This is a genomic window from Variovorax sp. J22G73 (assembly GCF_030317035.1).
Taxonomy (GTDB): domain Bacteria; phylum Pseudomonadota; class Gammaproteobacteria; order Burkholderiales; family Burkholderiaceae_C; genus Variovorax.
The window spans coordinates 992459-1018072 of sequence record NZ_JASZYK010000001.1; the positions used below are offsets into that span (position 1 = coordinate 992459).

At 68.5% G+C, this 25614-nt stretch carries 22 protein-coding genes and 1 pseudogene; 13 read left to right on the forward strand and 10 right to left on the reverse strand.

Going from position 1 to position 25614, the window contains the following annotated elements; genetic code table 11:
- Positions 1–33: 33 nt before the first annotated feature.
- Positions 34–1212: an ROK family protein gene (locus QTI51_RS04630; protein ID WP_286512604.1), complete on the forward strand. Its 1179-nt coding sequence runs from the start codon at positions 34–36 to the stop codon at positions 1210–1212.
- A 4-nt stretch (positions 1213–1216) separates the two neighbouring features.
- Here QTI51_RS04630 and QTI51_RS04635 read toward each other — a convergent pair whose 3' ends face one another.
- The 4 genes from QTI51_RS04635 to QTI51_RS04650 form a co-directional block, all read right to left on the reverse strand.
- Positions 1217–2890, reverse strand: a complete 1674-nt coding sequence (locus QTI51_RS04635) for an Ig-like domain-containing protein (RefSeq protein WP_286512603.1) — start codon at positions 2888–2890, stop codon at positions 1217–1219.
- Positions 2891–3083: 193 nt separating this feature from the next.
- Complete coding sequence (locus QTI51_RS04640) at positions 3084–4472, reverse strand: phospholipase D-like domain-containing protein (RefSeq protein WP_116907991.1); 1389 nt, start codon at positions 4470–4472, stop codon at positions 3084–3086.
- A gap of 70 nt (positions 4473–4542) precedes the next feature.
- A complete protein-coding gene (locus QTI51_RS04645; protein WP_116907990.1) occupies positions 4543–5244 on the reverse strand; it encodes a glutathione S-transferase family protein in 702 nt (233 codons plus the stop codon).
- Positions 5245–5282: 38 nt separating this feature from the next.
- Positions 5283–6404 (reverse strand): 5-methyltetrahydropteroyltriglutamate--homocysteine S-methyltransferase, encoded by a 1122-nt coding sequence (locus QTI51_RS04650; protein ID WP_116907989.1) that lies wholly within the window; start codon positions 6402–6404, stop codon positions 5283–5285.
- Between the two features lie 148 nt (positions 6405–6552).
- On the opposite strand from QTI51_RS04650, the gene QTI51_RS04655 reads away from it, so the two are divergent.
- The 8 genes from QTI51_RS04655 (at position 6553) to QTI51_RS04690 (ending at position 14335) form a co-directional block, all read left to right on the forward strand.
- Positions 6553–7659 (forward strand): aromatic ring-hydroxylating dioxygenase subunit alpha, encoded by a 1107-nt coding sequence (locus QTI51_RS04655; protein ID WP_116907988.1) that lies wholly within the window; start codon positions 6553–6555, stop codon positions 7657–7659.
- The gene (locus QTI51_RS04660) at positions 7656–8450 is read left to right on the forward strand and encodes a GntR family transcriptional regulator (protein WP_116907987.1); all 795 of its coding nucleotides are present in this window, start codon (positions 7656–7658) and stop codon (positions 8448–8450) included. Before QTI51_RS04655 ends, QTI51_RS04660 begins: the two co-directional genes overlap by 4 nt.
- Before the next feature lie 40 nt (positions 8451–8490).
- Positions 8491–9477 carry a PDR/VanB family oxidoreductase gene (locus QTI51_RS04665; RefSeq protein ID WP_116907986.1) on the forward strand — a complete coding sequence of 329 codons (987 nt, stop codon included), beginning with the start codon at positions 8491–8493 and terminating at the stop codon, positions 9475–9477.
- A 168-nt stretch (positions 9478–9645) separates the two neighbouring features.
- A complete protein-coding gene (locus QTI51_RS04670) occupies positions 9646–10818 on the forward strand; it encodes an ABC transporter substrate-binding protein (RefSeq protein WP_116907985.1) in 1173 nt (390 codons plus the stop codon).
- Between the two features lie 194 nt (positions 10819–11012).
- A complete protein-coding gene (locus QTI51_RS04675) occupies positions 11013–11885 on the forward strand; it encodes a branched-chain amino acid ABC transporter permease (RefSeq protein ID WP_116907984.1) in 873 nt (290 codons plus the stop codon).
- Positions 11885–12880, forward strand: a complete 996-nt coding sequence (locus QTI51_RS04680; protein WP_116907983.1) for a branched-chain amino acid ABC transporter permease — start codon at positions 11885–11887, stop codon at positions 12878–12880. The genes QTI51_RS04675 and QTI51_RS04680 overlap by 1 nt, the downstream gene beginning before the upstream one ends.
- Positions 12877–13638 carry an ABC transporter ATP-binding protein gene (locus tag QTI51_RS04685; protein ID WP_116907982.1) on the forward strand — a complete coding sequence of 254 codons (762 nt, stop codon included), beginning with the start codon at positions 12877–12879 and terminating at the stop codon, positions 13636–13638. The genes QTI51_RS04680 and QTI51_RS04685 overlap by 4 nt, the downstream gene beginning before the upstream one ends.
- On the forward strand, positions 13631–14335 hold the full coding sequence (locus tag QTI51_RS04690) for an ABC transporter ATP-binding protein (protein ID WP_116907981.1): 705 nt from the start codon (positions 13631–13633) through the stop codon (positions 14333–14335). The genes QTI51_RS04685 and QTI51_RS04690 overlap by 8 nt, the downstream gene beginning before the upstream one ends.
- Here the strand turns inward: QTI51_RS04690 and QTI51_RS04695 are convergent.
- From QTI51_RS04695 to QTI51_RS04705, 3 genes and pseudogenes are all read right to left on the reverse strand, one after another.
- Positions 14332–15021 (reverse strand): DsbA family protein, encoded by a 690-nt coding sequence (locus tag QTI51_RS04695; RefSeq protein ID WP_116907980.1) that lies wholly within the window; start codon positions 15019–15021, stop codon positions 14332–14334. The two genes, QTI51_RS04690 and QTI51_RS04695, sit on opposite strands and share 4 nt — an antisense overlap.
- A pseudogene (locus QTI51_RS04700) lies at positions 15015–15923 on the reverse strand (MBL fold metallo-hydrolase); the annotation flags it as partial. The gene QTI51_RS04695 and the pseudogene QTI51_RS04700, both read right to left, overlap by 7 nt.
- A gap of 139 nt (positions 15924–16062) precedes the next feature.
- Positions 16063–16965: a LysR family transcriptional regulator gene (locus tag QTI51_RS04705; RefSeq protein ID WP_286512602.1), complete on the reverse strand. Its 903-nt coding sequence runs from the start codon at positions 16963–16965 to the stop codon at positions 16063–16065.
- Between the two features lie 112 nt (positions 16966–17077).
- Between QTI51_RS04705 and QTI51_RS04710 the strand changes: the two genes are divergently transcribed.
- From QTI51_RS04710 to QTI51_RS04720, 3 genes are all read left to right on the forward strand, one after another.
- Positions 17078–18025 (forward strand): hydroxymethylglutaryl-CoA lyase, encoded by a 948-nt coding sequence (locus tag QTI51_RS04710; RefSeq protein ID WP_286512601.1) that lies wholly within the window; start codon positions 17078–17080, stop codon positions 18023–18025.
- 107 nt (positions 18026–18132) lie between these two features.
- A complete protein-coding gene (locus tag QTI51_RS04715) occupies positions 18133–19272 on the forward strand; it encodes a CaiB/BaiF CoA transferase family protein (RefSeq protein WP_286513715.1) in 1140 nt (379 codons plus the stop codon).
- 35 nt (positions 19273–19307) lie between these two features.
- Positions 19308–20312 (forward strand): tripartite tricarboxylate transporter substrate binding protein, encoded by a 1005-nt coding sequence (locus tag QTI51_RS04720; RefSeq protein WP_116907975.1) that lies wholly within the window; start codon positions 19308–19310, stop codon positions 20310–20312.
- 173 nt (positions 20313–20485) lie between these two features.
- Here the strand turns inward: QTI51_RS04720 and QTI51_RS04725 are convergent, their stop codons facing one another.
- The 3 genes from QTI51_RS04725 to rpoD form a co-directional block, all read right to left on the reverse strand.
- A complete protein-coding gene (locus tag QTI51_RS04725) occupies positions 20486–21613 on the reverse strand; it encodes an HPP family protein (protein ID WP_116907974.1) in 1128 nt (375 codons plus the stop codon).
- A gap of 19 nt (positions 21614–21632) precedes the next feature.
- The gene (locus QTI51_RS04730) at positions 21633–22868 is read right to left on the reverse strand and encodes a multidrug effflux MFS transporter (protein WP_116907973.1); all 1236 of its coding nucleotides are present in this window, start codon (positions 22866–22868) and stop codon (positions 21633–21635) included.
- Between the two features lie 111 nt (positions 22869–22979).
- A complete protein-coding gene (gene rpoD, locus QTI51_RS04735) occupies positions 22980–25172 on the reverse strand; it encodes an RNA polymerase sigma factor RpoD (protein ID WP_286512596.1) in 2193 nt (730 codons plus the stop codon).
- Between rpoD and QTI51_RS04740 the strand changes: the two genes are divergently transcribed.
- On the forward strand, positions 25165–25413 hold the full coding sequence (locus tag QTI51_RS04740; protein ID WP_286512593.1) for a hypothetical protein: 249 nt from the start codon (positions 25165–25167) through the stop codon (positions 25411–25413). The two genes, rpoD and QTI51_RS04740, sit on opposite strands and share 8 nt — an antisense overlap.
- Positions 25414–25614: the final 201 nt, after the last annotated feature.

Below are 25614 nucleotides of genomic sequence, written 5' to 3' on the forward strand. Positions count from 1 at the left end.
CCCTCGACACCGGACCCCTCCCAACCCGATCCCTTGCCCGCCACCGATGTGCATGGGCTGCGCGAACTGCCTGGTGTGCATGTGGAGGGCTACAGCCTTCAGCTGCGCGACAAGGACGGGTTCGTCGGCGACCAGGCGAGCCAGACGGCGTTCAGGGAACTGCTGGAGCGCTGGCGCAAGCGCCGCCGCAAGAACGGCGTCGACCCGCTGGGCGACATGCACTCGCGCGACCTGAGCAAGAAGGAGCTCGACCGCGTGCTCGGCGCGAAGAGGGCCTCTGAGGCCGGCGACGTGATGCACGGCGTGATCGAGGAGTTCACCGAAGAACTCGCCTCGGTGATCCAGCGCTTTCTGCGTCAGCCCTCGTGGCACAAGGTGGAGCGCATCGTCATCGGCGGCGGCTTTCCGGAGAGCGACGTGGGCGAGCGCGCGGTGCTGCAAACGGCCGCCATCCTCGAGGAGCTGGGCCTGCACGTGCAGATGGGCCGGCTGTCGCACAACGTGGACGACGGCGGGCTCATCGGCTGGGTGCACCTCACGCCGCCGGCGCTGCTGCGCAAGTACGACGCCATCCTGGCGGTGGACATCGGCGGCACCAACGTGCGCTGCGGCATCGTGCAGACGCGCTTTCGCAAGACGCAGGACTTCTCGCGTGCGCGGGTGGTGCGGCGCGAGAAGTGGCGCCATGCCGACGAGAGCCCCAACCGCAGCCTGATGGTGGAGCACATCGCCGACATGCTGATGGACATGGTGCGCTACAGCGAGCGCAAGAAGATCCGGCTCGCGCCTTTCATCGGCATCGGCTGCCCGGGGCTGATTCGCCCCGACGGCTCCATTGCGCGCGGCGCGCAGAACCTGCCCGGCGACTGGGAGAGCCACGCTTTCCACCTGCCGACGGCGGTGTGGCGGCGCATGCTGACGCTGGGCGCCGACCCGATGCTGGTTCTGATGCACAACGACGCGGTGGTGCAGGGCCTGAGCGAGCTGCCCTTCATGCGCGACGTGAAGCACTGGGGCGTGCTGACCATCGGCACGGGGCTGGGCAATGTGAGCTTCACGAACGTGCCGCTGCCCGAGGAGCTGACGCCGAAGGGCGGGAAGGCTGCGAAGGCCTCCAGGAAGGCGAAGGGCTCGAAGGACGAGAAGGCCGAAAAGACCGAGAAGGACTCGACAGCCAAGAAGTCCGCCAAGAAGGCCGCGAAAAAAGCCTGACCCTCTAAGGCGTCACGCGCGTGAGCGCCGACACGCTCGCGATGTTGCCCGCCGCGTCCATGGCGCGCGCCTCGATGTTCGCGTAGCCCGCGGCCGAGGGCGTCCAGCGGCAGGAGAAGGGCGCGGCCTGCAGGCTGCACACGGTCTTGCCGTCGACGATGAAGCTCAGCTGCGCCACGCCGGCCGAGGCGTTGGCCGCCAGCTGCGCGGGCGCGCGCGCCGCGGCGGCGGGGGGCACCGTCATCGCCACGGCCGGTGGCGCGGTCACGCTCGGCGGGCTCACGACGACATTGGCCGATGCCACCGCGGTGTTGCCCGCGGCGTCCACGCCGATCACGCGAATGGTCTGCACGCCCGCGCTGCTCGGCGTCCAGCTGCAGGTGTAGGGCGGGGCGGTGAAGGTGCAGATCGGAATGCTGTCGCGGCCCAGCACCTTCACGCCCCACACGCCCACGTTGTCGACCACCGCCGGTGCGATCACCGTGGGCTGGCCGACCGTGGCGTTCGACGGCGCCGACAGCGACACGGTCGGCGGCGTCACGTCGATGCCGCCCAGCGCCAGGTCGATGGTGAAGCCCGGCTGGCCCTGCACCGCCTTCTGCTCGAAGGCGTCGAAGATGGTGAACCAGCTCGCGCCCGGCGCGCGGTTTTGCGCATGCGCCTTCACCAGCAGGGTCGACTTGCCCACGACGAAGCAGCTGAAGCCGCAGTCCCAGTCGAACACGAAGCGGCCCGACGCATCGGCCACGCCCGTCACCAGCATCACCAGCGGCTTGCCCGCGCCCGGGTTGCGCCACACCGACACCTGCGCGCCGGGCAGCGCGGCGCCGCTGTCTCGGTCGCTCACGCGCACCTGCGTGCTGGTGGTGCCGGCCATGAACTTGGAGCTGCCGAGCTTGGGCCAGTCGGTCCAGTCGGTGTCGATGTTGGCCTTGGTGCCGGGCGTGAAGCGAATCATGTCCAGCGTGGCGATGCGGTTGGCCGCCGGGTCGCGGCGCTGCTCGAACACGGTGCCCAGCAGCGGGTCGAGCCGCCAGTGCTGGCGCGTCCACCAGTAGCGGTCGCTGTCGTCGGCCAGCGCCAGGTCGACGATGGGCGCCACGCCGGTGGTGTCCGCCACGGCGATGCCGTTGTAGTACTCGCCCGCGCCGGCGCCGAACACATGCTCCAACTCGTGCAGCAGCGTCTTCAGCTGGCGGCCCAGGTAGTCTTTCTCGGTCGATTCGGGCACGCCCGGGCTGGGCGCGCGCGACAGGCGCAGCGGGTCGTGAATGGCGACCCAGTTCAGGTTCCAGGCCACGCCCTTCTGTGGAAAGGTCCAGCTGGTGGAAAGGCCGCCGTGGCTGTAGCCGCGGGTGGACTTGTTGATGCACACCACCACTTCGCCGTTGACCAGGCCGTTGTAGGCGCACTGCGGCGCGGCGGCGGGCGGCACCAACTGCAGGTCGGTGGTGGGGTCGAAGGCAAAGCTGCGCACCGTTTCGCGCGTGAACACGGTATTGACGTCTGCCACGTACTGGGCAAGCCGGCGGCCGGCTTCGGCGGGGCCGATGTCGGCGGCGAGCTCGGGGTCGACGATGAGTTTCAGGCGGTGCACGCTGGGCGGTGCGCGGCCGATGTTGTCCATGGCGGCATGGGCGGCGTGGGCCGGGAACAGGGCAGCGAAGGCAGCTGTCATGGCAATCAGGGCCGTGATCGCCTTCATTCCACACAGCGCGAACAGCGATGCAAGCGCTGCGCTCGCCTGTGCTCGCAGCCTCGACAACGCTCGCATCGGTCAACCCCGGGGCCGGGGTCAACTACCGGAACCGGTGGGAATTCTAGGGCTCAGCTTCCGTTTGTTTCACAAACGTTGCATTTGCGCACCGCGATTACAGCTGGAAAGCTACCGTCAGCAGCAGCCCCTCGGCCAGGTCGCGCATCAGCCCGGGGCGCCGCGCGCGGTAGGGCTCGCCGGCGGAAGCGGTGGTTTCGATCCACTCGGCCAGCCAGTCGATTTGGTCCGCGCCGTAGAACACCACCGCCGCCTCGTGGTTCAGCAGCAGGCTGCGCAGGTCGAGGTTGATGGAGCCGCACATCGCCAGTTCGTCGTCGACCACCACCGCCTTGGCGTGCGCCATGAAGGGCAGCATGCGAAAGCTCACGCCCGCGCGCGCCAGGTCGCGCATGGCGCGCGCGCGCACGAAGTCGGCCAGCCGGTGGTTGGACACGGCCGGCATCGCGATGGTCACCTGCACGCCGCGCCGCGCGGCCAGCCGCAGCGCGTCGCGCAGGCCGTCGCCGGGCACGAAGTAGGGCGTGATGGCCAGCAGCCGGTGCTCGGCGCGAAAACACGCGTCGATCAGCAGCGCGTGCGCCGTGTCTTCGGTCTGGTCGGGCCCGCTGGGCAGGAACTGGGCCATGGCGGTGCCGGGGCCTTCGGGCGCGTCGTCGCACACGATGGCGCGGGCCTTGCGGCTGCGCACCGAGGCCCAGTCGTGGTCGAACTGCCGCGCCGCCGCCGCGGCCACGCTGCCGCGCAGGTCGAACGACAGGTCGAGCCAGGCCACGCGGTGCTTTTCGTTGCCGGTGAAGTACTCGCCCGCCAGGTTGCGCCCGCCCGACCAGAGCCAGGCGTCGTCCGCGATGGTGAACTTGCGGTGGTTGCGCAGGTTGCGCGGGCCGATGCGGCGCAGGCTGAAGAAGGGGCGGAACACCGCCACCTCGCCCCCCGCCGCGCGCAGCCGGTCGAAATGGTGGCGCGGCAGCGAGAGCGCGCCGAAGCCGTCGAGCAGCACGCGCACCTTCACGCCTTCGCGCGCGCGCTGGGCCAGGCGCTCGAGCACGGCGTGGCCGAGCGCGTCGTTGCCGATGATGAAGGTGCACACGTCGATGCGCTCGCGCGCCCCGTCGATCACCTGCCACAGCGCCTCGCGCGCGGCCTCGCCGTCGGCGTGCATGCGGATGGCGCTGCGCCCGGGCGGCGCCAGGCCGAAGCTCTCGATCAGGTCGGCCGCCCAGTGCCCCGGCGGCACCGAGCGCGGCGGCCGGGGCGAACCCGCGGGACGCAGCTTGCGCTGGCCGAACAGCAGGTACATCGGCAGGATGAAGTAGGGCATCAGCACCAGCCCCATGACCCAGGCGATGGCCGTGGTGGGGGCGCGCTGCTCGCGGCGTGCGCGCGTGGTCAGCACGTAGACGAGCAGTGCGAAGGTCACGACCAGGAAATGCTGCGAGGGAGAAGGCAGCCAGTCGAACTTCGAGACGCTTGCAATGGGCATGGGTCGATGATGCCTGAGCACCCCCGGCGCGGCGCCGATTTCCCTCGGCGCCGGTCGTTCTGCTGCCCGTTCAGCGCCGCAGGAAGGCCGGCACGCCGCGCCCCTGCGAGGCAAGGAACCGCATCATCGGGTCGACCACCGCGCGCACCGCGGGCCGCTCGCCCACGCGGGTGCGCCAGGCCAGCAGGCGCGGCGTGGCGTCGGTCATGCCCGCGCCCTTGCGGTCGGCGAACACGCACGCCATGTAGAAGGCGATGTCGGCGAAGGAATACGGGCCGGCCAGGTGCTCGCGCGTGGCCAGCAGGCCTTCCATCTCGTCGTAGAAGCGCGCGCAGCCGGCGCAGGCCGCCACCGCGGCGGCGCTCTTCATGTCGTGCTGCAGGCCGAAGAGCTTGATGACGTGGGGGAAGAACACCTCGTCAGACTTCTGCTCCAGCTGCCGCGCGCGGGCCCGCTCGGCAATGCCGCGGGGCCACAGCGCGAGGTGCGCGGGGCCGGGGTAGCGGTCTTCGAGGTACTCGAGGATCTGGGTGGAGTCGAACAGCGCCACTTCGTCAGGGCCGCCGTGGTCGCCGCCGATGGTGTCGACCCACACCGGCACCTGCTGCTTGACCGGGTTGACCCGCAGCACCTCGGGGTGCTTGGGCTCGTAGGCGTCGTCGGTGGTGAAGGGCACCATGACGAGATCGAAGGGCACGCCTTTTTCGCGCGCCGCGATCTCGACCTTGGCGCCGAACATGCTGAGGGGACCGGAGTAGAGGGTTGTCGTCATATGGGTTGCGACTTGACCAGAAACCGGCCCCCGGTGCATCAGGTCGAGCCCCAGACCTCCTGCGCCGTCTCGACCACCAGGCGCAGCTTGGCGCGCTGCGCTTCCACCGCGATGTTGTTGCCGTGCACGGTGCTGGAGAAGCCGCACTGCGGCGACAGCGCCAGCTGGTCGAGCGAGGCGTACTTGGCGGCGTCGTCGATGCGGCGCTTGAGCTCGTCCTTGTCTTCCATCTCGCCGAACTTCGTGGTCACCAGGCCGAGCACCACGGTCTTGCCCTTGGGCAGGTAGCGCAGCGGCTTGAAGTCGCCCGAGCGGGCGTCGTCGTACTCCATGAAGTAGGCGTCCAGGTCCATCTCCTTCAGCAGCGCCTCGGCCACGGGCTCGTAGTTGCCGGCCGCGGCGTGCGTGCTCTTGAAGTTGCCGCGGCACAGGTGCATGGCCAGCAGCATGCCCGGCGGCTTCTGCGCGACCACCTTGTTGATGAAGGCGGCGTAGCGGTGCGGCAGCTCGTTCGGGTCGTCGCCGCGCTTGCGGGCGGCTTCGCGCATGTGCTCGTCGCACAGGTAGGCCAGGTTGGTGTCGTCCATCTGCACGTAGGTGCAGCCGGCCGCGGCCAGCGAGCGCAGCTCGTCGCCATAGGCCTTGGCCACGTCGTCGTAGAAGGCCGGGTCGAGCTCGGGGTATGCCGTCTTGCTGATGCCCGCGCGCCCGCCGCGAAAGTGCAGCATGGTCGGCGAGGGAATGGTCACCTTCGGCGTGTTGCCCGCGGCCACCTGGCTCTTCAGGTACTGGAAGTCGGCCAGCTGGATGTCCTTCACGTGGCGCACCGTGTCGGTCACGCGCATGGCGGGCGGGGCCAGCTCCTCGGTGCCGTCGGGCTTGCGGATGGTGACCGGAATGTCGGTCTTCACGCCGCCGAGCTGGTCGAGAAAGTCGATGTGGAAGTACGTGCGGCGGAATTCGCCGTCGGTGATGCTCTTCAGGCCGATGTCTTCCTGGAACTTCACGATCTCGGTGATGGCCTTGTCTTCGACCAGGCGAAGCTGCTCGGGCGTGATCTCGCCCTCGGCCTTCTGCTCGCGGGCTTCGAGCAGGTACTTGGGACGCAGGAAACTGCCCACGTGGTCGAAGCGGGCGGGCAATGCGGCGTGCTGTGACATGGATGACTCCGTCGTGATTTTTGGGGGAACGAGCGCAGATCGTATCGCCATCGAAATGAAGCTGCCTGTATACAGCGGAGTCGGTGTTTACCCTGAAATAGCGATAAATCGCTGGAAATTTGGCTGTCTCTGTATACATTGCGTATTCATGAAAACGCCCACGACCGCCTTTCCGCTGAACGCCTGGTATGCCGCCGCCTACGACGTCGAAGTGCGTCACGCGCTGCTGCCGCGCACCATCTGCAACCAGAAAGTGGTGCTGTTCCGCCGCACCGACGGCCAGGTGGCCGTGCTGGAAGACGCCTGCTGGCACCGGCTGATGCCGCTGTCGCTGGGCCGCCTGGAAGGCGACGAGCTGGTGTGCGGCTACCACGGGCTGGTCTACAACAGCCAGGGCCGCTGCACCCACATGCCGAGCCAGGAAACGCTCAACCCCTCGGCCTGCGTGCGCAGCTTTCCGGCGGTGGAAAGGCACCGCTTCGTGTGGATCTGGCCCGGCGACCCGGCCAAGGCCGACCCGGCATCGATCCCCGACATGCACTGGAACGACGACCCCGCCTGGGCCGGCGACGGCAAGATGATTCGCGTCAACTGCGACTACCGCCTGGTGGTCGACAACCTGATGGACCTGACGCACGAGACCTTCGTGCACGGCTCGTCCATCGGCAACCGCGAGGTGGCCGAGGCGCCCTTCGTGGCCACGCACGGCGACCGCTCGGCCACCGTGACGCGCTGGATGGAAAACATCGACCCGCCGCCTTTCTGGGGCAGCCAGATTCGCCATGCGCGCGGCTACACGGGCAAGGTCGACCGCTGGCAGATCATTCGCTTCGAAGGCCCGTGCACGGTGAACATCGACGTGGGCGTGGCCGAGGCCGGCAGCGGCGCGGTTCCAAGCGGCGAGAACCCGGGCGACCGCAGCAAGGGCGTGAACGGCTACGTGCTCAACACCATCACTCCCGAGACCGACAAGACCTGCCTGTACTTCTGGGCCTTCTCGCGCAACTACTGCCTGGGCGAGCAGCGCCTCACGCACGAGCTGCGCGAAGGCGTCTCGGGCATCTTCCGCGAGGACGAGCTGGTGCTCGAGGCCCAGCAGAAAGCCATGGACGACCACCCCGACCACAAGTTCTACAACCTGAACATCGACGCCGGCTCCATGTGGGCGCGCCGGCTCATCGACCGCATGGTCGAGAAGGAAAAGCCCGCGCGCGCGGCCATTCCCATTCGCGCCGTCGAGAAGCAGGCCGCATGAAGGTCGCCGCTGTGTCCGGTGCCGCCAACCCAGTCAACCCCGCCGAGCCCGCCGACAGCGGCAGCTCCCAGGGCGTGAAGGCGCAGCTGCGGCTGCGCGAAATGATCCTGGCGGGCGAGCTGCCCGGCGGCGCGCGCATTGCCGAGGTGGCCATCTCCGAGCAGCTCGGCGTGTCGCGCACCCCGGTGCGCACCGCGCTGATGCGGCTGGAGCAGGAAGGCCTGCTCGAAGCCTTGCCCAACGGCGGCTACGCGGTGCGCACGTTTTCCGAGCGCGACGTGGCCGACGCCATCGAGCTGCGCGGCACGCTCGAAGGCCTGGTCGCGCGGCTGGCAGCCGAGCGCGGCGCGGCGCCGGTGGTGCTGCGCGAAGCGCGCGCCTGCCTCGCGCGCATCGACGAACTGCTGCGCGAACCGGCGCTGGACGACGCGGCCTTCTCGCGCTACGTGACGCACAACGAGCGCTTTCATGCGCTGCTGTGCGAAATGGCGGGCAGCCCCGTCATCGCGCAGCAGCTGGAGCGCGTGGTCAACCTGCCGTTCGCCTCGCCCTCGGGCTTTGTCATCGTGCAGGCCAATTCGCCGGCTGCGCGCGACATGCTCGTCATCGCGCAAGACCAGCACCTGCAGGTGCTCGACGCCATCGAGTCCGGCGAGGGCTCGCGCGCCGAAGCGCTGATGCGCGAGCACAGCCGCATCGCGCGTCGCAACCTGCGCGAGGCGCTGCACGGCACGCCCACCGCCGAGCAGCGCCCGCTGCCCGGCGTGCAGCTGATTCGCCGCCGCGGCTGAAGCGGCCGTCCTTTCTCTTTTTGCCCCTGGTGTTCCCCCGATGAAAAGCGATCTTCAATGGATGCAGGCGCAGGTCGTCGCGCTGCGCGACGTGACGCCCACCGTGCGCGAGTTCGAGCTGCGCCCCGACGGCGGCTTTGCTGACAGCTACGAGCCCGGCGCCCACCTGCAGGTGCAGGTGATGACGGCGCAGGGCCGGCTGCAGACCCGCTCGTACTCGCTGGTCGGCGAGGGCGACGGCCAGTGCTGGCGCATTGCCGTGAAGCGGCTGGACGACGGCCGCGGCGGCTCGCTCGCGATGTGGCAGCTGGCCGTGGGCGACCGCCTGCAGGTGAGCGCGCCGCAGAACCACTTCGCGCTCGACATGTCCGCGCCCGGCTACCTGCTGGTGGCCGGCGGCATCGGCATCACGCCGCTGGTGCTGATGGCGCAGCGCCTGGGCGCGCATGCGAAGCGCAACGGCGTGCCGGTGAAGATGCTCTACGGCGCGCGCCACGCGGGCGAGTTCGGCTACCTGCCACACCTGCGCGAGGCGCTGGGCGAGGGCGTGTCGGCGCACGAAGGGTCGGCCCCCATCGATTTCGCGGCCGCCATCGCCGCGTTGCCGCCCGGCGGCCAGCTCTACACCTGCGGCCCGGTGCCGATGCTCGAGGCGCTCAAGCGCGCCTGGCATGCGGCCGGCCGCCCGCTCGAAGACCTGCGCTTCGAAACCTTCGGCAGCAGCGGGCGCTTCGCGACCCAGGCTTTCGAGGTGCGCATTCCGAGGCACGACCTGACCATCACCGTGCCGGCCGACTGCACCTTGCTCGACGCGCTCGACGCCGCCGGCGTGCAGACGCTGTGGGACTGCAAGCGCGGCGAGTGCGGCCTGTGCGCCATGCACGTGCTGGCCGTCGAGGGCCAGGTCGACCACCGCGACGTGTTCCTCAGCGAGCACGAAAAAGAAGCCGCCACGCGCATTTGCGCCTGTGTGTCACGCGCCGTGGGTACGCTCACGCTTGACTCCGCGTACCGCGCCGACAGCTGAGGCCGCAAGCGCGGCTGAAGCCAGCTTGCGCGATGATCGCGCAGTTCATTTATTGATCGCGCAACAAAGGCCCGCGAGAGGGGCCGGGTAGGTGATTGCCTGCTTCGCCGAATGTTGCAAAGTGTTGAAAATAGCCCCGGTTTCGAGTTCCGTCCCTGAAGGAAAAACATGCAAAGACGCCATCTCATCCAGACCGCCGCACTGTCGGCGCTCGCGCTTTCAATGTCGCTGGCCAGCGCCCAGGACAACAAGTTCAAGATCGGCCTCATCCTGCCGATGACGGGCCAGTCGGCCTCCACCGGCCGCCAGATCGAAGCCGCCGCGCGCCTGTACATGGCCCAGAACGGCGACACCGTGGCCGGCAAGAAGGTCGAGCTCATCATCAAGGACGACACCGGCCTGCCCGACGTGACCAAGCGCCTGGCGCAGGAACTGGTGGTGAACGACAAGGTGAACGTGCTCGCCGGCTTCGGCCTGACGCCTTTGGCCCTGGCCGTGGCGCCCATCGCCACCCAGTCGAAGACGCCCCAGCTCGTGATGGCCGCGGCCACCTCGAGCATCACGGAGGCCTCGCCCTACATCGTTCGCTCGGGCTTCACGCTGCCGCAGGTGTCGGTGCCCATGGGCGACTGGGCGCCCAAGAACGGCATCAAGACCGTGGTGACGCTGGTGGCCGACTACGGCCCCGGCAACGACGCCGAGAAGTTCTTCAGCGAGCGCTTCCAGCTGAACGGCGGCAAGGTGATTGACAAGCTGCGCGTGCCGCTGCGCAACCCCGACTTCGCGCCCTTCCTGCAGAAGGTGCGCGACGCCAAGCCCGACGCGCTGTTCGTCTTCGTGCCCTCGGGCGCGGGTGCGGCGGTGATGAAGCAGTTTCTGGAGCGCGGCATGGACAAGGCCGGCATCAAGCTCATCGCCACCGGCGACGTGACGGACGACGACCAGCTCAACGACATGGGCGACGGCGCGCTGGGCGTGGTCACCTCGCACCACTACTCGGCGGCGCACCCCTCGGCCATGAACAAGAAGTTCGTGGAAGCCTTCGAAAAGGCCAACCCCAAGCTGCGCCCCAACTTCATGGCCGTGGGTGGCTATGACGGCATGCGCGTGATCTACGAAGCCCTGAAGGCGACCAAGGGCGCGGGCGGCGGCGAGGCACTGTTGGCCGCGATGAAGGGCCAGGTCTTCGAGAGCCCGCGCGGCCAGATGATGATCGACGCCCAGACCCGCGACGTGGTGCAGGACGTGTACCTGCGCAAGGTCGAGAAGAAGGACGGCCAGCTCTACAACGTCGAGTTCGACGTGATTAAGAGCGTGAAGGACCCGGGCAAGACGAAGTAGGTTTCCTTTCCGCAGGTCGGAGATCAAGAGAGGGGCATTCGGGGCGCGATCGTGCCGGCGGGGTGCCCCTTTTCTCGACTGTCCCCCGGCCTGCGGCCTCCTCCTTCGTTGCTCGAAGGGGAGTGCCCGGCGGCCTGTTCAACCCATCCCGAACAAACCAACCGCAAGCCGCAACAAGCTCCTGAAACACTGACATGTTGACCATTCTTTTCGACGGCATCGCCTACGGCATGCTGCTCTTCGTGTTGGCAGTCGGACTGGCCGTGACGCTGGGGCTGATGAACTTCATCAACCTCGCGCACGGCGCCTTCGCCATGGCCGGCGGGTACCTCACGGTGTTCGCGATGCAGAAGCTCGGCCTGCCTTTCCTGGCCTGCCTGCCGCTCGCCTTCATCGTCGTCGGGCTGGCCGGGGCCTTGCTCGAGCGCACGCTCTACCGGCCCATGTACGGCAAGTCGCACCTCGATCAGGTGCTGTTTTCCATCGGCCTCGCCTTCATGGCGGTGGCGGCCATCGACTACTTCGTGGGCTCGTCGCAGCAGAACGTGCAGCTGCCCGAATGGCTGCGCGGGCGCACCGAAATCGGCGACGGCGCGTTCATGCTGGGCATGGGCCACTACCGGCTTTTCATCATCGGCGTGTGCGCGGTGCTCACGGTGGTGCTGCAGCTCATTCTTTCGAAGACCCGGTTCGGAAGCCGGCTGCGCGCCGCCGTGGACGACCCGCGCGTGGCCGCGGGCCTGGGCATCAACGTGAACATCGTGTTCCTGCTGACCTTCGCGGTGGGCTCCGGCCTGGCGGGGCTGGGCGGTGCGCTGGGCGCCGAAATTCTGGGGCTCGACCCGACCTTTCCGCTCAAGTACATGATCTATTTTCTGATCGTGGTGTCCGTGGGCGGCACCTCGTCGATCACCGGGCCGCTCGCGGCGGCGCTGCTGCTGGGCATTGCCGACGTGGCGGGCAAGTACTTCATTCCGAAGATGGGTGCGTTCACCGTCTACCTGCTGATGATCCTGATCCTGATGTGGCGCCCCCAGGGCCTGTTCACGCGCAAGGGAGGCCGCTGATGAGCACGCCTTCCACCGCCGACTTCCAGTCGGCCCTGCTGCGCAAGGCCCGCTGGCGACCGCTGGAGTTCGTGGTGTGGGCGGTGGCCTTCGCGCTGCCGCTGGCCATGCCCTCGCACTCGCTGCTGGTCAACGAGATCGCCATCGTCGCGCTGTTCGCGATGTCGCTCGACCTCATCCTGGGCTACACCGGCATCGTGTCGCTGGGGCATGCGGCCTTCTTCGGCTTCGGCGCGTACGCCGCGGCGCTGTTCGCCAAGCTCGTCATGCCCGACCCGACCGTGGGTCTGGTGGTGGCGACCGTGCTGTCGGCCGTGCTGGGCCTGGTCGCCAGCGTGACGATCCTGCGCGGCAGCGACCTCACGCGGCTGATGGTCACGCTGGGCACCGCGCTGCTGCTGCTGGAGCTGGCCAACAAGCTCGACTGGCTCACCGGCGGCGCCGACGGGCTGCAGGGCGTGGTCATGGGGCCGGTGCTCGGCCTCTTCGAGTTCGACCTGTACGGCCGCACGGCCGCCTGGTATTCGCTGGCCGTGATGCTGGTGCTGTTCCTGCTGATGCGCCGGCTGGTGCATTCGCCCTTCGGCGCCACGCTGAAGGCCATTCGCGACAACCGGCTGCGCGCCATGGCCATCGGCATTCCGGTGGTGTCGCGGCTGGCCACGGTCTACACCATCGCGGCCGGCATTGCTGGCGCCGCGGGCGCGTTGCTGGCGCAGACCACGGGCTTCGCGTCGCTCGACGTGCTGGCCTTCGACCGCTCGGCCGACGTGCTGCTGATGCTGGTCATCGGCGGCGTGGGCTGGCTCTATGGCGGCGTGGCGGGCGCCATCGTCTTCAAGCTGCTGCAGACCTGGCTGTCGGCCGTGACGCCGCAGTACTGGATGTTCTGGATCGGCCTGATCCTGGTGCTGCTGGTGCTGGTGGGCCGCGACCGGTTGCTCAAGCCCTGGACCTGGTTCGGCGCGGGCAAGAAGAAAGGCGGTGCCGTATGACCGACACCGTGCTTTCCACCCACGGCCTCGTGATGCGCTTCGGCGGCATCACCGCCACCAACAACGTGACGATGGAGCTCAAGCGCGGCGCTCGCCATGCGCTGATCGGCCCCAACGGCGCGGGCAAGACCACGCTCATCAACCAGCTCACCGGCGTGCTCACGCCCACCGAAGGCCGCATCACGCTGCTGGGCGAGGACATCACCACGCTGGCGCCGCACAAGCGCGTGGCGCGCGGGCTGGTGCGCACCTTCCAGATCAACCAGCTGTTCGACTCGATGACGCCGCTGGAAACGCTGGCGCTCGTGGTGTCGCAACACCAGGGCATCGGCGCGCAATGGTGGCGCCCGCTGGGCGCGAGCAAGGCCATTGCCGAGCGCGCCGGGCAGCTGCTGGAGCAGTTCCACCTGGGCGACGTGGCGCTGCAGCAGGTGAAGCACCTGGCCTACGGCAAGCGCCGCCTGCTCGAGATTGCGATTGCGCTGGCCTGCGAGCCGCGCGTGCTGCTGCTCGACGAACCGGTGGCGGGCGTGCCCGCCGGCGAGCGCGAAGAGCTGCTGCAGACCGTGGCCGCGCTGCCGGCCGATGTATCGGTGCTGCTCATCGAGCACGACATGGACCTGGTGTTCAGCTTTGCCGACCGCATGACCGTGCTGGTCAACGGCACGCTGCTGACCGAGGGCGACCCCGAAACCATCGCCAACGATCCCAAGGTGAAAGAGGTCTATCTGGGCCACGGAGAAGCTGCCCATGTCTGAGCTGCTGCGCATCGAGAACTTGAGCGCCGGCTACGGCGAAGCCGTGGTGCTGCACGACGTGGCGTTCGCGCTGGGCGAAGGCCAGACGCTGGCGCTGCTGGGCCGCAACGGCACGGGCAAGACCACGCTCATCAACACGCTGGCGGGCGCCACGCGCCAGCACGGCGGCACCATCGCGCTGGGCGGGCAGGCGCTGCACAAGCTGGCGCCGCACCAGCGCGCGGCGGCGGGCATCGGCTGGGTGCCGCAGGAGCGGAACATCTTCAAGTCGCTGACGGTGCACGAGAACCTCACGGCCGTGGAGCGCACTGGAAAGTGGAACGCGCAGCGCGTCTACGAGATGTTCCCGCGCCTGGCCGAGCGCAAGACCAACCTGGGCACGCAGCTCTCGGGCGGCGAGCAGCAGATGCTGGCCGTGGGCCGCGCGCTGGTGCTCAACCCCAAGCTGCTGCTGCTCGACGAGCCGCTCGAAGGGCTGGCGCCCATCATCGTGGAAGAGCTGCTGCGCGCCATTCGCCGCATCACGCAGGACGAGGGGCTGGCCGCGATCATCGTGGAGCAGCACCCGCAGGCGATCCTCGCGATTTCGGACGAGGCCGTGGTGCTCGACCACGGCACCATCGTGCACACCGACAAGGCCGCGACCTTGCGCACGCAGCCCGAGGTGCTCGACCGGCTGCTGGGCGTGGCGCGCTAGGCGCCTTCGGCCAACGCCGCCAGCTTCGCCTTCCAGTCGTCGGCGCGGCCCAGCCAGGGGCCGGCGTCGATGCGGCTGGCGCGGCCGTCGGGCTGCACCAGCACGAAGGTCGGAAAGCCCTGGCCGCCCGCGCGCTGCAGCAACTGGCGGCTTTCGGCGATGTGCTGCGCGGTCGCCTCGCCCGACAGCTGCGCGAACGCGGCCTCGAAGGCGGCGGCGTCGAAGCCGATGTCGACTGCCAGCTCGGCCAGCACATCGGCATCGGCGATGCGCCGGCCTTCGACGTAGTGCGCCTGCTGCAGGCGGTGCACCATGTCCAGACCCCCGCCCGCGCGCAGCGACTCGGCCGCGAGAACGGTGGTGGTGGGCGGCTCCGAGTCCATCACCGCGCCGGTGTCGCGCAGCAGGCCTTCGAAGTAGCGCTCGCCGAAGGGCTGGCCCGTCATTTCGGTGATGCGGCGGTCGTGCGGCATCACGTACTCGCGCCACTGCGGCGTGATGGGGCGACGGTTGGCGCCGGTCATCATGCCGCCGCCGTGGAACGCGACCTTCAGGCCCGGCACGCCGCGCGCGGCCGCCACCAGCGGCGCGGCGGCGTAGCACCAGCCGCACAGCGGGTCGAAGATGTAGTGCAGGGTGGCGCCTTCCGGGGCGCTTGCTTCGGCGGTATCGTTCATTGCGGCCATTTCATTTCTCCCTTGACGACCTTGGCGCCGAGTTCGAGCGACGAGGCGTCTTCCAGCCTGGGGTAGCGCTTCTTCATCGCGGCGATGAGTTCGCCCGAGTCTTTCGCCTTCGCCGCCTCGACCTCGAAGGCCTGCAGGTAGCTGCGCGTGAACTTGACGGACGCCACCGTGTACGGCGCCGATCCGTCGGCGTTCGGCAGGTAGTGGCCGGGCACCACCGTCTTGGGGTGCAGCGCGGCGATGCGGTCCAGCGTCTTGATCCAGTCGCGGCGCGACTGCGGCGTTTGCGTGTCGGCCACCCACACATGGATGTTGGCCGACACCGGAATGCCGCCGACCACGGCCTTCAGCGAGGGAATCCACGCGAAGCTGCGCTCGGGCGGGGAGCTGTCCCGGCCGTCCAGTCCGACCACCTGGATCTTGCGGCCCTCGAGCGTGAGGCTGTCGCCGGCCAGTGCATCGGGCACGACCAGCGCCTTGGGAGCGTTGTCTTTCAGGATGGGGCCCCAGTGAGCGAGCTTGCCGTCCTTCGAGGGCCGGATGGCGGCCACGGTCTGCGGGGTGGCGACGATCTTCGCGTCGGGGAAGGCGGCCTGCACCACGTCGAGGCCGAAGTAGTAGTCGGGGTCGCTGTGGCTGATGTAGACGGTGGTGAGCTTCTTGCCCGTCGCCTTGATCTTGCGCACCAGCGCCTCGGCGTCGTTGCGCTGGAACTGCGCGTCGATCAGCACGGCCTCGGCCTGGCCGGTGACGATTTCGGAAGACACCGGGAACATCGACCGGGCGCCGGGGTTGAACACCTCGAGCCGAAGCGGCTGGGCGGCTTGCGCCAGCGGCGCGAAGCCTGAAAGCGAGGCGAGGGCGGCCAGGGTGGCGGTGGAGAGGAGGGCTCTGCGGAACATGGCGATCTTTCTGGGCGGTGAGAGGTGACAGTGCGCCGATGCTAGGTTGCGCGAACTGAAATAAAAACCGCCTCCAGGGCAATGGATCGTTTCGTATTTCGGGCGAATCGGGCGAATCGGGCTGAATAGGACTGGCGAATCAGTCCGTCGCGCACCGCTCCAGGTGCGTCACCAGCAGCTGCGCCGACGGCGACAACGCCTCCCCGCCACGAAAGCAGATCGCGAAGCGCCGCCGCGCCCAGTCGTCGGTCAGCGGCATCAGTCGCAGGCCGAAGGCGTCGGTGAAGGGCCGCGCCACCTCCGCCGGCACCACGCTGATGGCCAGCCCCGCGCGCACCACGCGCAGCGCCGCGTCGAAGTTGGACACCAGCACCCGGTACACCAGCGGCTTGCCTGCCACCGCCGCCTCGCGCGCGAGCATCAGCTGCACGGCGCTCAGCGCGGGCATGCCGACGAACTCGTGGTCGAGCACCTGCTCGAAGCGCACCGCCTCGTGCCGCGCCACCGGGTGCGAAGGGTGCGCGACGATGGCCAAGTGGTCGCTGCGGTAGCTGCGCCGCTCCAGCCCCTCGAGGTCGGCGGCGTCCCAGCACAGGCCGATGGAGGCGACGCCCTCGCGGATGCCGCGCACGATCTCCGGGCTCACGCGCTCTTCCATGTCCACGCGGATGTTGCGGTTCGCCGGGTCTTGCAGGAAGCCCGCGACGTCCTCGGCCAGCGACTCGGCCATGACCGAGGCCGACGCCAGGATGCGCACATGCCCGCGCGCGCCGCCGGCGTAGGCGGCCATGTCGCGCTCGATGCGGTTCGCGCTGCCGAGCATGGCGCGCGCGTGCTCCAGCAGGGTTTCGCCGGCCGGCGTCGGCACCACGCCGCGGCGCTTGCGCAGCAGCAGCGGCGTGCCGACCGCATCTTCCAGCTGCGCCAGCCGCTTGCTGATGGCCGAGCCGACGATGCTGGCCTGCTCGCCGGCGCGCGCGATGCTGCGGGTTTCGCAGACCGAGACGAACAGGCGCAGGGTGGTGAGGTCGAGGTCTCTCATGGTGTTCCGATATGGAAGCGAATGGCTTCCAAAATATACCTTCTGGCGCTGTTCGGAACTTCTAACATCCGCTTCGTTCCCCCCGCACATTCCTCACGACGGAGACAAAGTCTTGATTCACGCCTTCCTGCCGCCACACGCGGTCGTTCGCGAAGTGGGGCTGCGCGACGGCCTGCAAAGCATCGCCCGCGTGCTGCCCACCGCCCGCAAGCTCGAATGGATCCGCGACGCACACGCGGCCGGCCAGCGCGAGATCGAGGTCGGCTCGTTCGTGCCGGCGCACCTGCTGCCGCAGCTGGCCGACACGGCCGAGCTGCTGGCCTATGCCAAGACGCTGCCGGGGCTGTTCGCCTCGGTGCTGGTGCCCAACCTGAAGGGCGCGGAGCGTGCGATCGCAGGCGAGGCCGACCTGATGATCGTGCCGCTGTCGGCCAGCCACGCCCACAGCCTGGCCAACCTGCGCAAGACGCCCGACGAGGTGGTGGCCGAGGTGGCCCGCATTCGCGCGGCGCGCGACGCGGCGGGCTCGAAGACGCTGATCGACGGCGGCGTGGGCACGGCCTTCGGCTGCACGCTGCAGGGCCACGTGGCGCCCGACGAGGTGCTGCGGCTGATGCAGGCGCTGCTCGACGCGGGCGCCGACCGCGTGAGCCTGGCCGACACCGTCGGCTACGCCGACCCGGCGATGGTGCGCAGCCTGTTCGAGCGCGCGTTGCGCATCGCGGGCGACCGGCTGTGGTGCGGGCATTTCCACGACACGCGCGGCATGGGGCTGGCGAACGCCTATGCGGCGCTCGAAGTGGGCATCACGCGCTTCGACGCCTGCCTGGCCGGCATCGGCGGCTGCCCGCATGCGCCGGGTGCCAGCGGCAATGTCGACACCGAAGACCTGGTGTTCATGCTGCAGAGCATGGGCGTGGCCACCGGCATCGACCTGCCGAAGCTGCTCGACCTGCGCCGCCGCGTGGCGGGCTGGCTGGACGGCGAGACGCTGCAGGGCACGGTGTGGCGCGCGGGTTTTCCGAAGACTTTCGCGGTGGGCGAAGAGGTCGCGGCATGAGCGCGACGGCAACGACAGCAGGAACTGCAGCGGGAACGACAGACACAACGGCAGCCGGCGAAAAGCGCCTGCCGCTCGCCGGCATCCGCGTGGTCGAGTTCACGCACATGGTCATGGGCCCGACCTGCGGCATGGTGCTGGCCGACCTGGGCGCCGAGGTGATCAAGGTCGAGCCCATCGACGGCGACCGCACGCGGCACCTGCTGGGCGCGGGCGCGGGCTTTTTCCCGATGTTCAACCGCAACAAGAAGAGCATCGCGCTCGACCTGCGGCATCCGCAGGGGTTGGAAGCGGCGCTGCGCCTGTGCGCCACGGCCGACGTGGTGGCGCAGAACTTCAAGCCCGGCACCATGGACAAGTACGGCCTGGGCTACGCCGCGCTGGGCAAGCTCAACCCGCGCCTGGTGTACGTGAACCACACGGGCTTTCTGCCCGGCCCCTACGAGCACCGCACCGCGCTCGACGAGGTGGTGCAGATGATGGGCGGCCTCGCCTACATGACCGGGCGCCCCGGCGACCCGCTGCGCGCGGGCACCAGCGTGAACGACATCATGGGCGGCATGTTCGGCGCCATCGGCGCCATCGCCGCGCTGATGCAGCGCGCCGAGACCGGCAAGGGGCAGGAGGTGCAGTCGGCGCTGTTCGAGAACAACGTGTTCCTGGTCGGCCAGCACATGCTGCAGTACGCCATCACGGGGCAGGCGGCGGCGCCGATGCCCGAGCGCATCTCGGCCTGGGCGCTGTACGACGTGTTCACCGTGAAAGACGGCGAGCAGATCTTCCTGGCCGCGGTGAGCGACGCGCAGTGGAAGACCTTCTGCGATGCGCTGGGCTTCGACGACCTGAAGGCCGACCCGGCCCTGCTCACCAACAACGACCGCGTGCGGATGCGCCCGACGCTGCTGGCCGACCTGCGCGCACGCCTGGCGGACCGGTCGGCGGCGGAGCTGTCGGCGCTGTTCGAGGCCAGGGGGCTGCCTTTCGCGCCCATCGTGCGGCCGCAGGACCTGTACGACGACCCGCACCTGAAGGCCACCGGCGGGCTCGCGGACATCCGCCTGCCCGACGGCGAGCGCGCCGGCGAAATGGCGCAGACCACGCTGTTTCCGATCGCGCTGGGCGGCGACCGCCTCGGCGTGCGGCTGCATCCACCGACGCTGGGCGAGCACACCCGCGAGCTGCTGGCCGAGCTGGGCTATGCGCGCGAGCAGGTGGACGCCTTGCATGCCGGGGCGGCGGTGGCCTGAGCCAGAGATTCTTCAAAACACAAGAAAGACGAGACATGACCCACACACTTCCTTCGATGCATCGGTTGAATCTGCTGAACCGCCGCGCGGTGCTCGGCTTCGGCGCGTGCGCCGCCGCGGTGGCCGCGTGCCCCGCGCTGGCGCAGGGTTCGGACAAGCCGATTCGCTTCATCCTGCCGATCAGCGCGGGCTCGGGCGTGGATACCATCGTGCGCGCCGCCTCGGTCGCGCTGGGCAAGGCCTTCGGCCAGCCGGTGGTCATCGAGAACCTGCCCGGCGCGGGCGGCATCACCGGCGCGGCGGCCATCGTCAAGGCGGCGCCCGACGGGCTCACGCTGGGCATGGTGTCGAACAACCACGTCATCAACCCGGCGGTGTTCAAGAAGATGCCGTTCGACGCCATCAACGACATCACGCCCATCAGCGTGGTCGGCGCCACGCCGCTGGTGCTGGTGGCCAACCCCAAGCTGCCCGCGAAGAACGTACCCGAGCTGGTGGCGCTGCTGCGCGCCAAGCCCGGCGGCTACAACTACGCGTCGTCGGGCAACGGCACCATCATTCACCTGGCCGGCGAGATGTTCATGGACGAGGCCGGCGTGAAGGCGCGCCACATTCCGTACAAGGGCACGGGCGCGATGGTGACGGACATGATCGGCGGGCAGGTCGAGATGGGCGTGGTGTCGCTGCCGGCCGTGCAGCCGCACATCAAGAGCGGCGCGCTGCGCGCCATCGGCCTGTGCGGCCCGACCCGCTCGGCGGCCGCGCCCGACATCGCGACCATCGCGGAGCAGGGGCTGCCGAACTACGCGGTCGAAGGCTGGTTCGCGGTGATCGGCCCGCCGAAGATGCAAGCCGCGGACATCCAGCGCGTGCACGACGCCGTGGCGGCCGCGTTCACGAGCGCGGAGGTGCGCGAGGCGATGGACAAGCAGGGCAACGTGATCAAGCCGACGACGCCGGAGCAGGCGGCGGCGTACTTCCGCAGCGAGGCTGCGCGCTATGCGGCGCTGGTGAAGAAGGCGAACGTGGTCCTGGAATAAGGTCTTGCTCCTTCCCCCGGGAGGGGCGGGAGAAATACGGTCTTGCTCCTTCCCCTTCCGGGGGAAGGCTGGGATGGGGGCAAGCGGCGCTCGATGAGGCGCCGCGTTGTCGTTGAAGCTGCCGTGCCCCCACCCCGACCCTCCCCCGGAAGGGGAGGGAGAAATACCCAGCCCTACGCCGGTCCCACCGCCCGGTACAAAGCCCGCACGAAATCCGACTGCGTGATCATCCCCGTCAGCCGCTTCTCCCCGTCGATGATCGGAATGTGGTGGTGTCCGCCCTCGGAGAACAGCGGCACCAGGTCGACCACCGGCCGCTCCGCGCTGGCCACGCGCACCTGCCGCGTCATGATCTGCCCGACCACCTCGGGCTTGTCCGACATCACCGTGCGCGTCGCGCGGATCAGGTCGCGCAGCTTGCCGGCGATGCCCTCGTGGTGCTGCAGGTCGAGCTGCCGGAAGAAGTCGGCCTGCGTCACGATGCCCACCACGCGGCGCGTGCGGTCGGTGACGGGCAGGGCCTTGATGCGCCGCTCGTGCATCAACGACCACGCTTCCTGCAGCGGCGTGCCGAACTCCACCGACACGGGCTCGCGCGACATGATGTCCGCGCAATGCAGCGTGCCCAGCCGGCGCCTGTACGACTCCAGCTCGGTCTGCTGGATCAGCGACGCGAGGTCGTCGCGGCTGATGTCCAGCACCTGGTTGTAGCGCGCCAGCACGGCGTCGATGTCGGCCTGGCTGAAGCGCGCGTCGGTGGCCGGCGGGCGCGCCACCTGCACGTGCGGGTAGCGGCGCCCGGTGAGCGAGTTGTAGGCCACGCCCGCGAGCACCAGCAGCAGCGAGTTGGTGAAGAACGGGAAGAGTGCGGACGAGAACTGCGTGGTGTGCGTCAGCACCGCGAGCAAGGCCGCAGCACCGCCGGGCGGGTGCAGGCAGCGCGCGCTGAACATGAGCGCGATGGCCAGGGCCACCGCCACGGCGGCCGCGATGGCCGGCTCGGGAATCCAGTTGGCGCAGGCGATGCCGACCAGCGCCGACAGCGTGTTGCCGCCGATCACCGACCAGGGCTGCGCCAGCGGGCTCGCGGGCACCGCGAACACCAGCACGGCACTGGCGCCCAGCGGCGCGATCAGCCAGACGCTCGCGTGCAGCGGGCCCGCCAGCCAGTGCGACAGCAGCGCCGTGACCAGCAGGCCGAGCCCGGCGCCGGCCACGGCGCGCAGGCGCTCGCGGGCATCGATGGTAGTGCGGCCTGGCAGCCAGGCGCGCGCGTGGGTCAGGAGTGCGTCGAACCGCATCGGACCGTGAGCTCCGTCGTCAGCCTTCGTGGGCCACCAGCCGCCCGATCTCGGGCCAGCGGCCGTGCAGCCACACCCAGGCGACCAGCCCGATCACGAGCATGCCCAGCGAGGTGAGCGCGAGCGCGAGCGTCGAATGCATCACCAGCGGCGCGATAGCGCCGGCCACGATGCCGTTGGCGGTGGAGCCGATCACCGCCTGCAGCGACGAGGCCATGCCGCGGCGCTCGGGGTGCAGGTCGAGCACCAGCAGCGTGACCACCGGCACCATCAGCGCCCAGCCGAAGGCGAACACCGCCAGCGGCCACAGCGCCCAGGCCACGTGCGCCTGGAAGAAGGTGTTGGCCACCACGTTGACCACCGAGGTCACCAGCATGATGAGGAAGCCGTCGCGAATCTGCCGCTTGGGCGCCACCTTGCCGGCCATGCGCCCGCTGGCGCGCGCGCCGAGCATGATGCCGCCGATGGTCAGCAGGAAGAACCAGAAGAACTGCTGCGGCTGCAGCGCCAGGTGGTCGCCCAGGAAGGCGGGCGCGGCAAGCACGTAGAGGAACATGCCGTTGAAAGGCACGCCGCTGGCGAACGCCAGCAGCAGAAAGCGCGGGTCGGAGCACAGGTCCCAGTAGCCGCGCATCAGGTGGCGCACCTGGAAGGGCTGGCGGTGGCTCTTGTGCAGCGTTTCGGGCAGCAGCTTGTAGTTGGCCGTGAACAGCACCACGCCCACCGCCACCAGGAACCAGAACACCGCGTGCCAGCCCGCGTGCACGAACAGGAAGCCGCCCACGATGGGCGCGATGGCCGGCGCCACGCCGAAATAGATCGTCACCTGGCTCATGACCCGCTGCGCCTCGGCGGGCGGGAACATGTCGCGAATGACCGCGCGCGAGACCACGATGCCCGCGCCCGTCGACAGGCCCTGCAGGCCGCGGAACAGCACCAGCTGCGTGATGTTCTGCGACAGCGCGCAGCCCAGCGAGGCGATGGTGAACACCGCCAGGCCCCACAGCACCACGGGCCGGCGGCCGAAGCTGTCCGACAGCGCGCCGTGGAACAGGTTCATGAACGCAAAGCCGAACAGGTAGGCCGAGAGCGTCTGCTGCATCTCTGCCGGCGTCGCGCCGATGGACTGCGCAATGCCCGAGAAGGCCGGGATGTAGGTGTCGATGGAAAAGGGCCCGAGCATGCCCAGCACGGCGAGCAGCACGGCAAGCGCCCAGCGCGGGGCTTGCCAGAGTTTGTCTGCATCGGGATTCATGGGGAGGGGGCTCCGTTGTTCTTGGGGTGTTGGGTTGTCGGGTCTGCAAATAGAGAACGCCCGCCGCCCGGGTCAGGGGCAAGGCGGGCGTTTGGCTTCAGCGAACCTGGATTACAGGGTGTCGATGAAGCTGCGCAGCTTGTCGGAGCGGCTCGGGTGCTTCAGCTTGCGCAGCGCCTTGGCCTCGATCTGGCGAATGCGCTCGCGGGTCACGTCGAACTGCTTGCCCACTTCCTCGAGCGTGTGGTCGGTCGACATCTCGATGCCGAAGCGCATGCGCAGCACCTTGGCTTCGCGCGGCGTGAGGCTGTCCAGGATGTCCTTGACCACGTCGCGCAGGCCAGCCTGCATGGCGGCCTCGATGGGCGCCGTGTTGCTGCTGTCCTCGATGAAGTCGCCCAGGTGCGAATCGTCGTCGTCACCGATCGGCGTTTCCATGGAGATCGGCTCCTTGGCGATCTTCATGATCTTGCGGATCTTGTCTTCCGGAATCTCCATCTTCGCGGCCAGGATGCCGGCGTCGGGCTCGAAGCCGAACTCCTGCAGATGCTGGCGCGAAATGCGGTTCATCTTGTTGATCGTCTCGATCATGTGCACCGGAATGCGGATGGTGCGCGCCTGGTCGGCAATCGAGCGGGTGATGGCCTGGCGGATCCACCACGTGGCGTAGGTCGAGAACTTGTAGCCGCGACGGTATTCGAACTTGTCGACCGCCTTCATCAGGCCGATGTTGCCTTCCTGGATCAGGTCCAGGAACTGCAGGCCGCGGTTGGTGTACTTCTTGGCGATGGAGATCACGAGGCGCAGGTTGGCCTCGATCATTTCCTTCTTGGCGTCACGGGAAGACGACTCGCCTTCGTTCATGCGCTTGTTGATGTCCTTGAGCTGCGTGAGCGGCACCACCACGCGCGACTGGATGTCGGCCAGGCGCTGCTGCAGTTCCTGCACCGGCGGAATGTTGCGCGCGAGCACGGCGCTCCAGGGCTTGCCGGCGGCGGCCTGCTTCTCGACCCACTTCAGGTTCAGCAGGTTCGACGCGATGCGGTTGCCGTTCTTGTCGTAGCCGCTGAAGTCGCGGATGAACTCGTCCTGCGGGAAGCCGCACTTGTCCACGATGATGCGGCGCAGTTCGCGTTCCTTCTTGCGCACGTCGTCCACCTGCGTGCGAACCAGGTCGCACAGCTTCTCGATGGTCTTGGCCGTGAAGCGGATGGTCATCAGCTCTTCGGACAGCGACTCTTGCGCCTTGGCGTACGCGGGCGTGCCGTAGCCTTCCTTGTCGTAGATCTTGTGGACCTTCTCGAACATGCCGGCGATGCGGTCGAAGCGCGCGAGCGCCTCGTTCTTGAGTTCTTCGAGCTTCTTGGTCAGGGCCTTGGAGCCGCCCTTGCCGTCGTCGTCGTCTTCTTCGTCGAATTCGTCGAAGTCTTCTTCGGCCACGTAGTCGTCGGCCTCGTTGGGGTTCGAGAAGCCGTCCACGATGGTGGAGATGACGACCTTGCCTTCGCGGATTTCAGCGGCGAGGCGCAGGATTTCGGCGATGGTGGCGGGGGAGGCCGAAATGGCTTCCATCATGGCCATCAGGCCGCCTTCGATGCGCTTGGCGATTTCGATTTCGCCTTCGCGCGTCAGCAGCTCGACCGTGCCCATTTCGCGCATGTACATGCGGACCGGGTCGGTGGTGCGGCCGAATTCGCTGTCCACCGTGGAGAGGGCCGCTTCGGCTTCTTCCTCGGCTTCTTCCACCGTGGTGGCGGTGGGCGCGGTGTTGTTCAGCAGCAGGGTCTCGGCGTCGGGCGTCTGCTCGTACACCGCCACGCCCATATCGTTCAACATGGTGACCACGACTTCCATGGTCTCGGCGTCGACCAGCTTGTCGGGCAGGTGGTCGGAGATTTCGCCGTGCGTGAGGTAGCCGCGGGTCTTGCCCAGCGTGATCAGGGTCTTCAGGCGCGAGCGGCGCTTGGCCAGGTCTTCTTCGGAGAGCACGGTCTCGTCGAGCCCGAACTCCTTCATCAAGGCGCGTTCCTTCGCCTTGCTGATCTTCATGCGCAGCGGCTTGACCTTTTCTTCGGTCGTGGTGGCCGCGGCGGGTTCGTCGCCCGCGATGTCTTCCTCGATGTCCGACAGGTCGATGTCGCTCTCGGGCGCGTCCTTGTCAGCCTTGGGCTTGCGGCCGCGCTTGGCGCCGGTGGCGGGCGAGGCTGCACCTGCAGCGGCGGCCTTCGGCGGGCGGCCGACTTTCTTTGCGGCCGGGGCGGCTGCTTTTTTGGGATCGTCGAGAGAGGTCGATTTCGTGGGCACGGTTTTCACTTTCGTTGCGGCTGCCGCTTTGGATGCGGTGGCACCCGTCTTAGTTGCTGGCTTCGCGCCGGCTTTCAACGGTTTTTCTGCTGCGGGCTTGGTGGCGACGCTTTTGGCAAGTGAAGGAGCAGGCTTCTTTGAACTGGGCATACGACCTCGTTACGACAAGAAAAGACAAGCGAAATCACAGGCGCACCGTCACGCGGACAGCGCCACCAGCCCGTGCACAGGCACGGACTAAAACAATTGGGAAAGAGGAATTAATTCCTCACAGGCAAGATGTCGGGCGAACATTTGGTGTGCAGTCCTTGCGGTTATTGACCCTTTCCGCCGGAATTTACCGGTGGAGTGCGTTGCGCTGAGGGTCGGCCCGGAGGTGCTGCTGTCGCTCTTGCCTAATTTCGCCAGTTGCGAAGCCCTACATTATAGCGCGTTGCGCAAA

What these genes read in the sequence shown, in the direction of transcription:
- QTI51_RS04705 (WP_286512602.1), bottom strand. Translation starts at nt 16,965, where the DNA reads ATGAGAGACCTCGACCTCACCACCCTGCGCCTGTTCGTCTCGGTCTGC.
- QTI51_RS04655 (WP_116907988.1), top strand. Translation starts at nt 6,553, where the DNA reads ATGAAAACGCCCACGACCGCCTTTCCGCTGAACGCCTGGTATGCCGCC.
- QTI51_RS04665 (WP_116907986.1), top strand. Translation starts at nt 8,491, where the DNA reads ATGAAAAGCGATCTTCAATGGATGCAGGCGCAGGTCGTCGCGCTGCGC.
- QTI51_RS04695 (WP_116907980.1), bottom strand. Translation starts at nt 15,021, where the DNA reads ATGGCCGCAATGAACGATACCGCCGAAGCAAGCGCCCCGGAAGGCGCC.
- QTI51_RS04720 (WP_116907975.1), top strand. Translation starts at nt 19,308, where the DNA reads ATGACCCACACACTTCCTTCGATGCATCGGTTGAATCTGCTGAACCGC.
- QTI51_RS04680 (WP_116907983.1), top strand. Translation starts at nt 11,885, where the DNA reads ATGAGCACGCCTTCCACCGCCGACTTCCAGTCGGCCCTGCTGCGCAAG.
- QTI51_RS04650 (WP_116907989.1), bottom strand. Translation starts at nt 6,404, where the DNA reads ATGTCACAGCACGCCGCATTGCCCGCCCGCTTCGACCACGTGGGCAGT.
- QTI51_RS04715 (WP_286513715.1), top strand. Translation starts at nt 18,133, where the DNA reads ATGGTCATGGGCCCGACCTGCGGCATGGTGCTGGCCGACCTGGGCGCC.
- QTI51_RS04645 (WP_116907990.1), bottom strand. Translation starts at nt 5,244, where the DNA reads ATGACGACAACCCTCTACTCCGGTCCCCTCAGCATGTTCGGCGCCAAG.
- QTI51_RS04685 (WP_116907982.1), top strand. Translation starts at nt 12,877, where the DNA reads ATGACCGACACCGTGCTTTCCACCCACGGCCTCGTGATGCGCTTCGGC.
- QTI51_RS04730 (WP_116907973.1), bottom strand. Translation starts at nt 22,868, where the DNA reads ATGAATCCCGATGCAGACAAACTCTGGCAAGCCCCGCGCTGGGCGCTT.
- QTI51_RS04690 (WP_116907981.1), top strand. Translation starts at nt 13,631, where the DNA reads ATGTCTGAGCTGCTGCGCATCGAGAACTTGAGCGCCGGCTACGGCGAA.
- QTI51_RS04660 (WP_116907987.1), top strand. Translation starts at nt 7,656, where the DNA reads ATGAAGGTCGCCGCTGTGTCCGGTGCCGCCAACCCAGTCAACCCCGCC.
- QTI51_RS04640 (WP_116907991.1), bottom strand. Translation starts at nt 4,472, where the DNA reads ATGCCCATTGCAAGCGTCTCGAAGTTCGACTGGCTGCCTTCTCCCTCG.
- QTI51_RS04675 (WP_116907984.1), top strand. Translation starts at nt 11,013, where the DNA reads ATGTTGACCATTCTTTTCGACGGCATCGCCTACGGCATGCTGCTCTTC.
- QTI51_RS04725 (WP_116907974.1), bottom strand. Translation starts at nt 21,613, where the DNA reads ATGCGGTTCGACGCACTCCTGACCCACGCGCGCGCCTGGCTGCCAGGC.
- QTI51_RS04670 (WP_116907985.1), top strand. Translation starts at nt 9,646, where the DNA reads ATGCAAAGACGCCATCTCATCCAGACCGCCGCACTGTCGGCGCTCGCG.
- QTI51_RS04635 (WP_286512603.1), bottom strand. Translation starts at nt 2,890, where the DNA reads ATGACAGCTGCCTTCGCTGCCCTGTTCCCGGCCCACGCCGCCCATGCC.